Genomic DNA, 12,579 nt, shown 5'->3' on the forward strand with positions numbered 1-12,579 from the left:
TGCGCGCCGTCCTCAGCGCCCGACGGTACGCTGGCGCAGTTGTTCGAACAGGCAGACTGCCGCTGCGGCCGCCACGTTGAGCGACTCCATCTCACCCAGGTGCGGAATCACCACTTCATGGGTGGCCGCATCCTGCAAGGCCGGCGACACGCCCTGCCCTTCATGCCCCAGCAGCCAGGCCACCGGACCGGAGAGGTCGCAATCATAAATGGTCTGGGCCGCGTGCGAACTGGTGGCCAGCAAGGGGATGCGGCTGGCGGCGCACAGGGCGACCAGGTCGGCGTTCTCGAAGATGTCCAGTACGAAATGCGCGCCCATGCCGGCCCGCAGCACCTTGGGCGACCAGGCCGCCGCCGTGCCGGGCGAACAGAACACCTGCTTCACGCCTGCCGCTGCGGCGCTGCGCAGGATGGAACCGAGATTGCCAGGGTCCTGCAGGCCATCGAGCAGCACGGCCGATTCCTTCAACGCCGCCGGGGCCACCGGCGCGGGCGTACTCACCAGCAACAGCAGGCCTACGCCGTTTTCCACGGTGCTGATGGCGTCATACAGCTTGTCGGCCAGCACCAGGCATTGCGCGTGCAAAGCTTCACATTGCGCCAGGATGGGCGCTACTTCAGGGTGATACTGGGCACTTTCCGCCACCACGCACACCTGCGGCGCGCCGCGATGCTGCAGCCAGGCCTGCGCCAGGTGCACGCCATCCAGCAGGCTCTGGCCGGCGCGGCGGCGGGCCTGGCTGCTGGTGGCCAGTTGCTTCAGGTCCTTGAAGACCGGGTTGTCCTTGGAGGTGATCAGTTTCATGCCTGTCTCGCTCATGCCATCACCACCGTCTGGCCGGACAGCAAGGCCTTGACCGGCGCATAGGAGCGCCGATGCACCGGCGAGACGCCATGCAGTCGCAGCATTTCCAGGTGCAACGGGGTCGGATAGCCCTTGTGGCGGTCGAAACCGTAGTGCGGATAGGTGTCATGCAAAACCAGCAGCGCCGCATCGCGCGCGGTCTTGGCGAGGATGGAGGCGGCCGAGATCGCGGGCACCTTGTCGTCGCCCTTGACGATGGCTTCGGAGCGGATGCTCATGACCGGGCAGCGGTTGCCATCGATCAAGGCCAGGGTGGGCAGCGTCGAGAGCGCTTCCACCGCGCGGCGCATGGCCAGCATGCTGGCGTGCAGGATGTTGAGTTCGTCGATCTCCTGCTCGTTGCAGGACGCAATGGCCCAGGCCAGGGCCGATTCCTTGATCTCCAGCGCCAGGCTGTCGCGCGCGGCTTCGGAGAGCTTCTTGGAGTCGCGCAGGCCCTTGACCGGACGCGCCGGGTCAAGGATCACGGCGGCGGCGAACACCGGACCGGCCAGCGGACCACGGCCGGCCTCATCGACGCCGCAGATGATCTCGCCGGTATGGTCGTCAAACAACGCCAGGGTCTGGGGGGCCGCCTTGGGCATAGCAATTTCCTTCATCAAACTCTCAAACGAATCGCCACAGCGATCCTTCTTTCGGCCCGTCAGCGACGGCGCGCGCCAATGACTTCACAAACCGCGTTGGCGCTCTCCCGGCTGGTATCGCGCAGCAGGGACTGGTGCATGTCGGCAAAGCGCCGCACCAGACGCTGCTGGTGCGCGTGGTCTTCCAGTTGGTGCCACATGGCATCGGCCAGGGCCTGGGGCGTGGCCTGGTGCTGCAGCAGTTCCGGCACCAGGAAGTCGCGCGCCAGGATATTGGGCAGGCCCACCCAGGGCTGGTAGGCCATGTGCCGCATGATCTGGTAGGAGGCCCAGTTGATCTTGTACGAGATCACCATCGGCTTCTTGTACAAAGCCACTTCCAGCGAGGCCGTGCCCGAAGCTACAAGCACCGCATCCGAGGCTTCCATCGCACTGTGCGACTGGCCACGGATGACGCTGATGCCAAGATCTTCATATCCGCCCTGGCGAATCTGCTCTTCAAAAAAGGCCATCTGCCGGTCACCCGCCATGGGCGTGACGAACTGCAATTGGGGATCGCGCTGCCGCAACAGCCGTGCCGCGGCGAGGAAGCCTTCGCCATTCTGCTTCAGCTCGCTCATGCGGCTGCCCGGCAGGATAGCCACCACCCTGCCCGGCCCGGTCAGTCCGAGGCGCTGGCGTGCGCCTGCGGTATCCGGCTGCAGCGGGATCACCTCCGCCAGCGGATGGCCGACGTAGGTCACCGGCACGCCCGCCTGGCGATACAAGTTTTCCTCGAAGGGAAAGATCACCAGCATGTGCGACACCGCACGCTGGATCTTCTTGATGCGCCAGCCGCGCCAGGCCCAGATCTGCGGGCCGATGAAGTGGATGGTCGGGATACCGGCCTTCTTGAGCTGTTCTTCCAGGCCCAGGTTGAAGCCGGGATAGTCCACGCCCACGAAGACATCCGGCCGGTCCGCCAGCAGTTTGTCGCGCAGCGCCTCCTGGATGCCCTTGATCTCGCGGTAACGCGGAATCACTTCGAACAGGCCCCGCACGGTCAGCTTGTCCATCGGCCAGTCGCTGGCAAAACCCTGGGCCATCATGTGCTCGCCGCCAATGCCGTACAAACGTACTTCTGGCAGGCGCTCGCGCACGCCGGCCAGCAGGCGGCTGCCCAGCAGGTCGCCCGAGCTTTCGCCGGCCACCAGTGCAATCGACTGGCGGCGCGTGATGTCAGCGGATGATGCCACGGGCCGAAGCCTCGATGAATTCGCGCAGCAGGCGGATATGTTCAGCGCTGTGGGCCGACTTGGCTTCCATGTCCGCCAGTTGCTGCTTGGCTTCCTCCAGCGGCAGCCCGGCGCGGTAGATCACCTTGTAGGCGCGCTTGATCTCCATGATCTGCTCGCTGGTGAAGCCACGGCGCTTCAGGCCCTCGCTGTTGATGCCGGCCGGCACCGCACGGTTGCCGGCGGCCGTCACGAAGGGCGGCACGTCCTGGCTCACGGCCGCCGTAAAGGCGGTCATGGCATGGGCGCCGATATGGCAGAACTGGTGCACCGTGGTGAAACCGCCCAGGAACACGTGGTCACCCAGGTGCACGTGGCCGGCCAGCGTGGCATTGTTGGCCAGGATGATGTGGCTGCCCAGCTGGCAGTCGTGCGCCAGGTGGACGTAGGCCATGATCCAGTTGTCGTTGCCGATGCGGGTCGCGCCGCCGTCCTGGACGGTGCCCCGGTTGAAGGTGACGAATTCGCGGATGGTGTTGCGGTCGCCGATCTCCATGGTGGTCGGCTCGCCCGCGTACTTCTTGTCCTGCGGCGCCGCGCCAATGGAGGCGAACTGGAAAATCTCGTTGTCACGGCCAATGGTGGTGTGGCCTTCGATCACCACGTGGGGACCGATGCGGGTGCCCGCGCCGATGCGCACGTCAGGACCGATGACGGCGTAGGCACCGATCTCGACCGATTCGTCGATCTGCGCGCCGGAGGCGATCACTGCGCTGGGATGGATCTTGGACATGTCCTGTGCTTCGATGGGTTCACTTGTTGCGCATTTTGCAATGAAGCAATCTGCACAATGAATCAGGCCCGGCGCGATCTTGCCGATCACCGCCGGGCCTGGCTTGATGCGTCAAGCCTGCAGGCAGGCCTGGACTCAGGCGCTCTGGCTGGCGTCGGCGGCGCTGCGCATGGTGCACATCAGGTCGCCTTCCACGGCCACCTGGCCATCCACGGTGGCCACGGCGCGGTACTTCCAGATGCCACGGGCGCGGCGGGTGATTTCCACTTCCATCTTCAGCTGGTCACCCGGTTCCACCGGACGCTTGAAGCGGGCATTGTCGATGCCGACGAAGTAGACCACGGTGTTTTCATCGGGCTTGCGGCCTTCGGTCAGGAAGGACAGCAGGGCCGCCGTCTGGGCCAGCGCCTCGATCATCAGCACGCCCGGCATCACCGGCTTGTGCGGGAAGTGGCCGTTGAAGAATTCTTCATTCACGGTCACGTTCTTGATCGCGGTGATGGTCTTGCCGCTCTCCCAGTTCAGCACGCGATCAACCAGCAGCAGCGGATAACGGTGCGGCAGGTACTGTTTGATTTGATTGATGTCGAGGCTATTCATTCTCTTCTTGATTCTCTGAAAGCGGGGCTTGGCCTGCTTGTTCTTGTGTCAACGTTTTAAGCGATTTTTCCAACGCCCGGATTTTCTCACGCATCGTGCCCAGATTGCGCACCAATGCAGCGGATTTTTCCCAGTCGCGGTGTTCGGTGATGGGATAGAAGCCGGTGTATTGCCCTGGCTCAAGGATGGAGCGCAGGGCCAGCGTACCGGCCGAGACGTGCACCTTGTCCACGATGGTGATGTGGCCGTGGATCATGGCCGCGCCGCCGATGGAGCAGTATTTGCCGATCTTGGCGCTGCCGGCGATGCCGGCACAGGCGGCAATGGCAGTATGGGCGCCAATGTGGCAGTTGTGGGCGATCTGGATCTGGTTGTCGAGCTTGACGCCCTCCTCGATCACGGTATCGGCCAGGGCACCACGGTCGATGGTGGTATTGGCGCCGATTTCGACGTCATCACCGATCATGACGCGGCCGACTTGCGGGATCTTGATCCATTGTCCGGCTTCATTGGCGAAACCGAAGCCATCGGCCCCGATCACGGCACCCGAATGGACGATGCCGCGCGCGCCGATCTCGCAGGCGTGATGCAAGGTGGCGCGGGCATGGAAATGGGTGTCTGCCCCGACCTTGGCGTGATGGCCGATGAAGCTGCCGGCATCGATACGCGCACGCGCGCCGATGACGGCACCGGCTTCGATCACCACCAGCGGGCCGATCACGGCGTCCGGCGCGACCTGGGCCGACGGATCGACTACGGCGCTGGCGTGGATGCCGGCGGCCGGGCGCACCTCGGCTTCGGCCTGGAACAGCTGGGCCGCCCGGGCGAAATAGGCGTAGGGGTTGCGCGTGACGATGCGGGCTCCGGCATAGCCTTGCACCTGGGCGTCGTCCGCCTCGGACAGGATCAATGCGGCCGCCTGGGTCTGGTCGGCTTGCGCACGGAACTTGGGGTTGGAGAGGAAGGTGATGTGGCTGGCACCTGCGGCATCCAGCGGGGCGATGCCCTGGACGGCGATGGTCGCATCACCCTTCAACTGTCCGCCCAGGCGCTCGACCAGTTGCTGCAGTCGAATACTCATCTTGGCTTTTCCGAATGATAGGCGTTGCTTGGCTTACGGTAGAACAAAGGCTGCCCTGACGGCAGCCCCTGAAGCGACATGCGGGCGCAGGGACGTTTCCGCCCTGCGCCCGCATGGTTGAGGCAGCAATTACTTGGCCAGTTCCTTCAACACCTTGTCGGTGATGTCGATGCGCTTGGAAGCGTAGACGGCTTCCTGGAAGACGATGTCGTATTTCTCGGCTTCGGCGATCTGGCGGATCACCTTGTTGGTGCGTTCCAGGACCACGGACAGTTCCTCGTTGCGGCGCTGGTTCAGGTCTTCACGGAATTCGCGCTGCTTGCGCTGGAATTCCTTGTCCAGGTCGGACAGGTCACGCTGGCGCTTGGCGCGGTCGGAATCCGACAGCACGGCGGCATCCTTGTCCAGCTTGTCGGACTGGGCCTTCAGGCGTGCAGCCATGTCTTGCAGGTCACGGTCACGCTTGGCGAACTCGGCTTCCAGCTTGGTTTGGGCAGCCTTGGCAGGCGCCGCTTCGCGGAAGATGCGCTCGGTGCTCACGAAGGCGATTTTCGAGCTTTCCTGCGCATGGGCAGGGGCAAAGCTCAACAGGCAGGCAGCCATCACGACGGTCTGCAGGGACAGGAACGATTTGGTCATGAACTTCAAGATTACTCTCCGTATTACGAATCAATGATGACCGCTTTAGAAGCCGGTACCCAGTTGGAACTGGAAGGTTTGAGACTTGTCACCCGTCTTCAGGTTCAATGGCTTGCCGAAGCTGAGCTTCAACGGGCCAATCGGCGACACCCAGCTGATACCCACACCGGCTGAATAGCGCAGGTCGTTCAACTTGATGTTCTGGCCATCGGCGAAGACGTTGCCGCCGTCAAAGAAGGTGAACCAGCGCAGCGTGCGGTCCTGGCCCGAACCCGGGAACGGGAACTGCAGTTCGGCATTGCCGTACAGACGCGAAGCGCCGCCCATGGAGTCGCCGTACTGGTCCTTCAGGCTGCCCAGCGAGGAGGCTTCATAGCCACGCACGGTGCCGATACCGCCGGCATAGTAGTTCTTGAACACCGGATAGGGCTTGCTGCCGATGCCGCGGCCATAATCCACTTCACCATTCAGGGCCAGGGTCACGGCCTTGCTGAAGAAGGGCTGGAAATACTGGTGCTGGTAGCTGGCACGGTAGTACTTCAGGGTACCCACGTAGGAGACCTCGAAGTTGGCGCGCTGGTAGCGGCCGGTGGTCGGCACCAGGGCCGAGTCACGGCCGTCACGCTGCCACGCGATGGTCAGCGGGATGCTGGTGGTACGGGCGCTGCCGATGCCGCAAGTCGCGGTCGAGGAAACGTCCGTCACATCACAACCGGCACCGCCGGCGCCACCGAAGTCGCGCACGTATTGACGGTACAGCGTGGGGCTGGTGTTATCGGTGCTGACATCGGTATTTTCCACCCCGATACCGAAGAACACGCGGTCCAGTTCCGAGAACGGCACGCCGAACTTGATGCTGCCGCCCAGCGTCTTGACGCGGTAGTCACCGGTCGTGTAGACCGAGGGACGAACGGTGCGCAGGTAGACTTCATAGGTGCGGCTGATGCCGTCATCGGTGAAGTACGGGTTGGTGGTCGAGACCGAAATCGTGCGATAGCGCGAGCTGGTGTTGATGTCGATACCAACCGTGTTACCGCTGCCGAAGGCGTTTTCCTGCGAGATCGAGCCGGTCAGGCTGAGCTTGTCCGACTGCGAGAAGCCGGCACCGACCATGATGTTGCCGGTCGGCTTTTCTTCGACCTTCATGTTCACGTCGACCTGGTCGCTGGTGCCCGGCACCTCGGGGGTATCGATCGTGACTTCCTTGAAGTAGCCCAGGCGGTCCACGCGGTCGCGCGAGAGCTTGATCTTTTCGCCGTCGTACCAGGAATCCTCGAACTGGCGGAATTCGCGGCGGATCACCTCATCGCGGGTCTTGGTATTGCCGGCGATGTTGACGTGACGCACGTAGACGCGCTTGCCCGGGTCGACCATGATGGTGAAGGCGACTTCCTTCTTCTCGCGGTCCACGTTGGGGTTGGCGTTGACGTTGGCGAAGGCGTAGCCGAAGTTGCCCAGGCGTTCGCCGATCTTCTTGGTGCTGTCGGTCAGTTTGGCGCCGGAATAGACGTCGCCCTTCTTCAGTTGCACCAGTTTGGCCAGTTCCGGCTCCATGCCGAACATCTCGCCTTCCAGCTTGATGTCGGAGACGGTGTACTTCTCACCTTCCTTGATGTTGACGGTGATGTAGATGTCTTTCTTGTCGGGCGTGATCGATACCTGGGTCGACTCGACCTGCATTTCCAGGTAGCCGCGATCCAGGTAGTAGGAACGCAGGGTTTCGATGTCGCCCTGCAGCTTTTCCTTGGAATACTGGTCGGCCTTGGTGTACCAGGTGAACCAGCCCGGGGTGGTCAGCTTGATCTGGTCACGCAGGGTGCTGTCGGAGAAGACCTTGTTGCCGACGAAGTTGATCTGCTTGATGCGCGAGACTTCACCTTCATCCACGCCAAAGGTAATGGCCACGCGATTGCGCTCCACCGGGGTGACGGTGGTGGTCACCTTGGCGCCATAGAGGCCGCGCGAGAGGTATTGGCGCTTCAATTCCTGTTCGGCACGATCGACCTGCGAACGGTCGAAGATGCGCGACTCGGCCACGCCGATTTCCTTCAAGGCCTTGGTCAGCTGTTCCTTGTCGAACTCCTTGATGCCGGAGAAGTCGACGCTGGCAATGGCCGGGCGCTCGACCACCTGCACCACCAGCACGTCGCCTTCGGCTTCGATGCGCACGTCACGGAAGAAACCGGTGGCATACAGCGCCTTGATCGCGGCGGTCGCCTTTTCGTCGTTGAAGGTGTCGCCCACGCGCACCGGCAGGTAGCTGAAGACGGTACCGGCTTCAGTACGCTGGATGCCTTCGACGCGGATGTCCTTGACCACGAACGGCGTGATCGCCATGGCCTGGCTGGAGCACAGGGCAAAGGCGGCAGCGGCAATCAGGCGACGGGAGAGAGTCGGAATGGGATGTTGCGCAGGGTGTAATTTCATCTATCGTTCATCAACAGTTTTTCGCTGCGGCACTGCCTGACATGATGCTGGTAAGCAATTGAAAACGGATTCCTGATCCATTGCCAATTGCTTAACAACTGCCATCGGGGGTGGCCGGCAAATGTAAAAAATCCGGTCTTTCTCGCCATCCTCGCCGCTGCTCGCGTGCAAGACGGGGATGGCATCAGGCCGGATTCATCCTTGGAACATCAGTCGCACGATATCGTTGAATGCAGCAACGAGCATCAGCGCCATCAGTAAACCCAGGCCGGCACGCTGCGCGATTTCCCCAAACCGCTCGGAAACGGGCCGTCCTGTCAAAATCTCCAGCGCATAATACAGCAAATGACCGCCGTCTAAAACCGGGATTGGCAACAGATTCATCACACCCAAGCTGATACTGATGAAGGCCAGGAAGCTGAGGTAGCTCACCAGGCCCACGCGGGCAGTCTGTCCGGCATAGTCGGCGATGGTGATGGGACCGGTGATGTTCTTCAACGAGACCTGCCCGACGATCATCTTGCCGATCATCTTGATGGTCATCACGCTGGTATCCCAGGTGCGCTGCGCGCCCTTGGCCACGGCCGTCAGGGGATCGTCGCTGACGGTGGCCATCTCGGGTGCCAGCGGCACTTCGACCTTGATGCGGCCGATGCGTTTGCCACTCTCGCCCTCTTCCACCGTATCGGGCGTCACGCGCACTTCCAGCGGCGTGCTGCCGCGTACGGCTTGCAGCAACAAGGGCTTGCCAGCCGACTCCCGCACCTTCTCGACAAAGGCCAGGCCATCCTGCACCGGCACGCCATCAATGGCGGTGATGCGGTCGCCGCTCTGCAGGCCCGCGGTCTTGGCCGGGCCGTCCATGATCTTGCCCAGCACGGCCGGCGGACGCGCCAGGGACAAGCCCAGCTTGGCCAGGAAGTCGCCTTCCAGTTCATTGCTGTCGATGCTGCCCAGGCGCAAGGTGACGGTATTGAGCAGCTTGCCGCTGCCATTGGGATTGGGACGCTCGACATCGATGCGGGCGTCCGCCTTTTCCAGCACCAGCTGCATCAGCTTCCAGCGCACTTCCGACCAGACCTGCACCGGTGCGCCATTGATGGCCGTGATGCGGTCGCCCGGCCGCAGGCCGGCCTGGTAGGCGGCCGTCTGTTCGGCCGCGGCGCGCAGTACGGGCACCGGCTCGGGCACGCCGTGCATGTAGAGACCGGCAAACAGCACAATGGCCAGCAGGAAATTGGCGATCGGGCCGGCGGCCACGATGGCGATGCGACGCCAGACGGATTGACGGGTGAATTCGCGCTTGAGATCCGCTTCCGGGATGTCTTCCAGAGGCTGTTCGCGGGCGTCCAGCATCTTCACGTAGCCGCCCAGCGGCAAGACCGAAAGCGCCCATTCGGTCTGATCCCGGCCGAAACGGCGCGACCAGATCACCCGGCCCATGCCGACCGAGAAACGCAATACCTTCACGCCGCACCAGCGCGCCACCAGGTAATGCCCCAGCTCATGGACAACCACCAGGCTGCCCAGGGCGACGAAGAAAGCGATCAGGGTATGCAGCAGGTTCATCGTGAAATCAGGGCCTCGGCATGATCACGCGCCTGCCGGTCCTGCTCCAGCAGGGCCGTGATGTCATCGGCTTGCCGGTTGGGGATGGCGGACATGACCGCTTGGATCAGGGGAGCGATCTTCCCGAAGCCGATGCGGCGATCCAGGAAGGCTTGCACGGCGACTTCATTGGCGGCATTGAGGATGGCCGCCAGCGTCCCGCCGGCTCGCAGGGCATCATACGCCAGTTTCAGGCAGGGGAAGCGCTGGTAATCGGGCGGGAAGAAGGACAGCTGGGCAATCTGCGCCAGGTCCAGCGGCGCCACGCCCGAGGCGATGCGCTCCGGATAGGCCAGCGCATTGGCAATGGGCGTACGCATGTCAGGGTTGCCCAGCTGCGCCAGCACCGAGCCATCGGCATAGGAGACCATGGAGTGGATCACGCTCTGCGGATGGATCACCACCTCGATCTTGTCGGCCGGGGCACCGAAGAGCCAGTGGGCCTCGATCACTTCCAGGCCCTTGTTCATCATGGTGGCCGAATCCACCGAGATCTTGCGCCCCATCACCCACTTGGGATGGGCCACGGCCTCTTCCACCGTGACCTCCTCAAGGGTATTCACATCGCGGTTGAGGAACGGGCCACCCGAAGCCGTCAGCAGGATCTTTTCGACACCATGGGCCGCCATCGAGCGGCTATAGCCGGCCGGCAGGCACTGGAAGATGGCGTTGTGTTCGCTGTCGATGGGCAGCAGGCTGGCGCCGTGCGCCTGCACCGCATCCATCAGCAACTGGCCGGAGATGACCAGTGCTTCCTTGTTGGCCAGCAGGATCTTCTTGCCGGCACGGGCTGCGGCCAGGGTGGAGGCCAGCCCGGCGGCACCGACGATGGCCGCCATGACCATGTCGCAGCCGTCGGCCGAGGCGATGTCGCACAAGGCTTGCGGGCCATAGGCCACTTCGGTGGACAGCTTGGCTGCGCGCAGCAGGGCCTGCAATTGCGCCGCCGCGTCGGCCGAGCCCACCACCGCCACTTGCGGGCGGAAACGCTGGCATTGCTCGGCCAGTTCAGCCACCCGGGCATGGGCGCTCAACGCGAAAACGCGATAACGATCGGGGTGGCGGGCCACCACATCCAGCGTGGACACGCCGATGGAGCCGGTGGAGCCAAGAATGCTGATGGACTGCATGGAATTTCCAGGACGAAAGCGGCGGCTCAGGAAGCCGCCAGCCAGAGGTCGACCAGTGCTGCCAGCGGCAGCACCGGGATGAGCGCATCGATACGATCGAGCACGCCGCCATGGCCGGGCAAGAGGTTGCTGCTGTCCTTCATGCCGGCGCGGCGCTTCAGTTGCGACTCGAAGAGGTCGCCGACGACGCTGGCTACCACCATCAGGCTGAGGATACCGACAAAGCCGCCCCAGCCCCAGCGATTGAACAGGTGATACTGGAAGGTCTCGCCGCCGCTCATCGACATGGCGACCGCCGCCGAAATCACCAGCACGGCCAGCCAGCCGCCAATGGCGCCCTCCCAGGACTTGCCCGGGGAAATGGTCGGCGCCAGCTTGTGGCGGCCGAAACCCTTGCCGGAGAAGTAGGCACCGATATCAGCCACCCACACCACGGCCATCACCGAGAGCAGGTACAGCGGCGAATGCTGGAACAGGTCCACGATGGCCACGAAGCAACCGAGGATGGAGAGCATGTAGGTGCCGTTGAGCAGGCGATTGCCAAAGGCCTCGATCCTGGGCAGGCCCAGCCCGAGCGCCGGCACGAAGCGCAGCGCCCACAGCAGCACGCACAGCACGTACAGCGCACGCACGCTGGGCAGGCCGGAGAAGAACAGGATCACACTGAACACCAGCGTCCAAACCAGCGCCCACACCGTAGGACGCGGGCTCTTGAAGAGGCGGAAGCATTCCCACGCACCAGCTGCAAAGAACACCAGCACCGCCATGGCGAAGGCAGGGAAATAACCGAAATACAGGATGGGCAGCAGGATTGCCAGGAGGATCAACGCCGTGATGACACGCGTCTTGAGCATCAGGAAGCCTTTTTCTGGTCCAGCACCTGGGCGCTGGTGCGCCCGAAGCGGCGCTCGCGTTGTTGGTAGGAGCCGATGGCCTGGTCCAGCGCCTTGGCGTCGAAATCAGGCCAGAAGGTCTCGGTGAAATACAGCTCGCTGTAAGCCAGCTGCCACAACAGGAAATTGGAGATGCGTTGCTCGCCGCCGGTGCGGATGAAGAGGTCAGGCTCGGGGGCATAGGCCATGGCCAGGTACGGGGCCAGCTCTTCTTCGCTGTAGTCGGTAGCGCCCGGCTTGTCCTTGACCATCCGGGAGACGGCCTGCATGACATCCCAGCGGCCGCCATAGTTGGCGCAGACGGTCAGCGTCAGGCGGCTGTTGCCGGCAGTCTGCTCTTCGGCCTTGGCGGCCATTTCCTGCAGCTTGGGATCGAAGCGGCTCATGTCGCCGACGATGCGCAGGCGGATGCCGTTATTGGCCATCTTGCCAACTTCGCGTTCGAGCACCGTCATGAACAGGCGCATCAGGACCGACACCTCGTCGGCCGGCCGGCGCCAGTTCTCGGAACTGAAGGCAAACAGCGTCAGGAATTCGATGCCGCGTTCAGCGCTGGCCTCGACGATGGAGCGCACCGCATCCACGCCCTTGGCATGCCCCGCCACGCGCGGCAGGAAACGTTTGGTCGCCCAACGACCATTGCCGTCCATGATGATGGCAACATGGCGCGGAACCGCGGAAGTCTCCGGAACCGCCAGAGTTGAGCTTTGGTGCTTCATGTAAATGATTTATTACTTTTCCGTGCA

12 protein-coding genes are annotated in these 12,579 nt (G+C 63.2%); all 12 read right to left on the reverse strand.

The features are described 5' to 3' along the window. Window positions 1-12: 12 nt before the first annotated feature. On the reverse strand, window positions 13-804 hold the full coding sequence (locus tag FYB76_RS09600; RefSeq protein WP_154133511.1) for an RNA methyltransferase: 792 nt from the start codon (window positions 802-804) through the stop codon (window positions 13-15). Window positions 805-815: 11 nt separating this feature from the next. Further along, entirely contained in the window at window positions 816-1,448 is a 633-nt protein-coding gene (gene rnhB, locus FYB76_RS09605; RefSeq protein WP_034332593.1) for a ribonuclease HII, read from the reverse strand. A 59-nt stretch (window positions 1,449-1,507) separates the two neighbouring features. Continuing rightward, on the reverse strand, window positions 1,508-2,683 hold the full coding sequence (gene lpxB / locus FYB76_RS09610) for a lipid-A-disaccharide synthase (RefSeq protein ID WP_370516335.1): 1,176 nt from the start codon (window positions 2,681-2,683) through the stop codon (window positions 1,508-1,510). Next, window positions 2,667-3,455 (reverse strand): acyl-ACP--UDP-N-acetylglucosamine O-acyltransferase, encoded by a 789-nt coding sequence (lpxA, locus tag FYB76_RS09615; protein ID WP_154133513.1) that lies wholly within the window; start codon window positions 3,453-3,455, stop codon window positions 2,667-2,669. The genes lpxB and lpxA overlap by 17 nt, the downstream gene beginning before the upstream one ends. A gap of 135 nt (window positions 3,456-3,590) precedes the next feature. Beyond that, window positions 3,591-4,055, reverse strand: a complete 465-nt coding sequence (gene fabZ, locus FYB76_RS09620; protein ID WP_006462531.1) for a 3-hydroxyacyl-ACP dehydratase FabZ — start codon at window positions 4,053-4,055, stop codon at window positions 3,591-3,593. Then, window positions 4,048-5,136 (reverse strand): UDP-3-O-(3-hydroxymyristoyl)glucosamine N-acyltransferase, encoded by a 1,089-nt coding sequence (gene lpxD / locus FYB76_RS09625; protein ID WP_154133514.1) that lies wholly within the window; start codon window positions 5,134-5,136, stop codon window positions 4,048-4,050. Before lpxD ends, fabZ begins: the two co-directional genes overlap by 8 nt. 129 nt (window positions 5,137-5,265) lie before the next feature. Continuing rightward, entirely contained in the window at window positions 5,266-5,775 is a 510-nt protein-coding gene (locus FYB76_RS09630) for an OmpH family outer membrane protein (RefSeq protein ID WP_229296936.1), read from the reverse strand. Window positions 5,776-5,820: 45 nt separating this feature from the next. Then, entirely contained in the window at window positions 5,821-8,202 is a 2,382-nt protein-coding gene (gene bamA / locus FYB76_RS09635; RefSeq protein ID WP_154133515.1) for an outer membrane protein assembly factor BamA, read from the reverse strand. Window positions 8,203-8,397: 195 nt separating this feature from the next. After that, window positions 8,398-9,771: an RIP metalloprotease RseP gene (rseP, locus tag FYB76_RS09640; RefSeq protein ID WP_154133516.1), complete on the reverse strand. Its 1,374-nt coding sequence runs from the start codon at window positions 9,769-9,771 to the stop codon at window positions 8,398-8,400. Continuing rightward, window positions 9,768-10,940: a 1-deoxy-D-xylulose-5-phosphate reductoisomerase gene (ispC, locus tag FYB76_RS09645; RefSeq protein WP_088753860.1), complete on the reverse strand. Its 1,173-nt coding sequence runs from the start codon at window positions 10,938-10,940 to the stop codon at window positions 9,768-9,770. The genes rseP and ispC overlap by 4 nt, the downstream gene beginning before the upstream one ends. Before the next feature lie 26 nt (window positions 10,941-10,966). Next, window positions 10,967-11,794: a phosphatidate cytidylyltransferase gene (locus tag FYB76_RS09650; RefSeq protein WP_088753859.1), complete on the reverse strand. Its 828-nt coding sequence runs from the start codon at window positions 11,792-11,794 to the stop codon at window positions 10,967-10,969. After that, window positions 11,794-12,552, reverse strand: coding sequence for a polyprenyl diphosphate synthase (gene uppS, locus FYB76_RS09655; RefSeq protein ID WP_154133517.1), 759 nt, complete (start codon window positions 12,550-12,552; stop codon window positions 11,794-11,796). The genes FYB76_RS09650 and uppS overlap by 1 nt, the downstream gene beginning before the upstream one ends. Window positions 12,553-12,579: the final 27 nt, after the last annotated feature.

It is taken from the genome of Herbaspirillum sp. CAH-3, assembly GCF_009668275.1.
GTDB classification, from domain to species: Bacteria; Pseudomonadota; Gammaproteobacteria; order Burkholderiales; family Burkholderiaceae_D; genus Herbaspirillum; species Herbaspirillum aquaticum.

What these genes read in the sequence shown, in the direction of transcription:
- FYB76_RS09600 (WP_154133511.1), bottom strand. Translation starts at nt 804, where the DNA reads ATGAAACTGATCACCTCCAAGGACAACCCGGTCTTCAAGGACCTGAAG.
- rnhB (WP_034332593.1), bottom strand. Translation starts at nt 1,448, where the DNA reads ATGCCCAAGGCGGCCCCCCAGACCCTGGCGTTGTTTGACGACCATACC.
- lpxA (WP_154133513.1), bottom strand. Translation starts at nt 3,455, where the DNA reads ATGTCCAAGATCCATCCCAGCGCAGTGATCGCCTCCGGCGCGCAGATC.
- fabZ (WP_006462531.1), bottom strand. Translation starts at nt 4,055, where the DNA reads ATGAATAGCCTCGACATCAATCAAATCAAACAGTACCTGCCGCACCGT.
- lpxD (WP_154133514.1), bottom strand. Translation starts at nt 5,136, where the DNA reads ATGAGTATTCGACTGCAGCAACTGGTCGAGCGCCTGGGCGGACAGTTG.
- FYB76_RS09630 (WP_229296936.1), bottom strand. Translation starts at nt 5,775, where the DNA reads ATGACCAAATCGTTCCTGTCCCTGCAGACCGTCGTGATGGCTGCCTGC.
- bamA (WP_154133515.1), bottom strand. Translation starts at nt 8,202, where the DNA reads ATGAAATTACACCCTGCGCAACATCCCATTCCGACTCTCTCCCGTCGC.
- rseP (WP_154133516.1), bottom strand. Translation starts at nt 9,771, where the DNA reads ATGAACCTGCTGCATACCCTGATCGCTTTCTTCGTCGCCCTGGGCAGC.
- ispC (WP_088753860.1), bottom strand. Translation starts at nt 10,940, where the DNA reads ATGCAGTCCATCAGCATTCTTGGCTCCACCGGCTCCATCGGCGTGTCC.
- FYB76_RS09650 (WP_088753859.1), bottom strand. Translation starts at nt 11,794, where the DNA reads ATGCTCAAGACGCGTGTCATCACGGCGTTGATCCTCCTGGCAATCCTG.
- uppS (WP_154133517.1), bottom strand. Translation starts at nt 12,552, where the DNA reads ATGAAGCACCAAAGCTCAACTCTGGCGGTTCCGGAGACTTCCGCGGTT.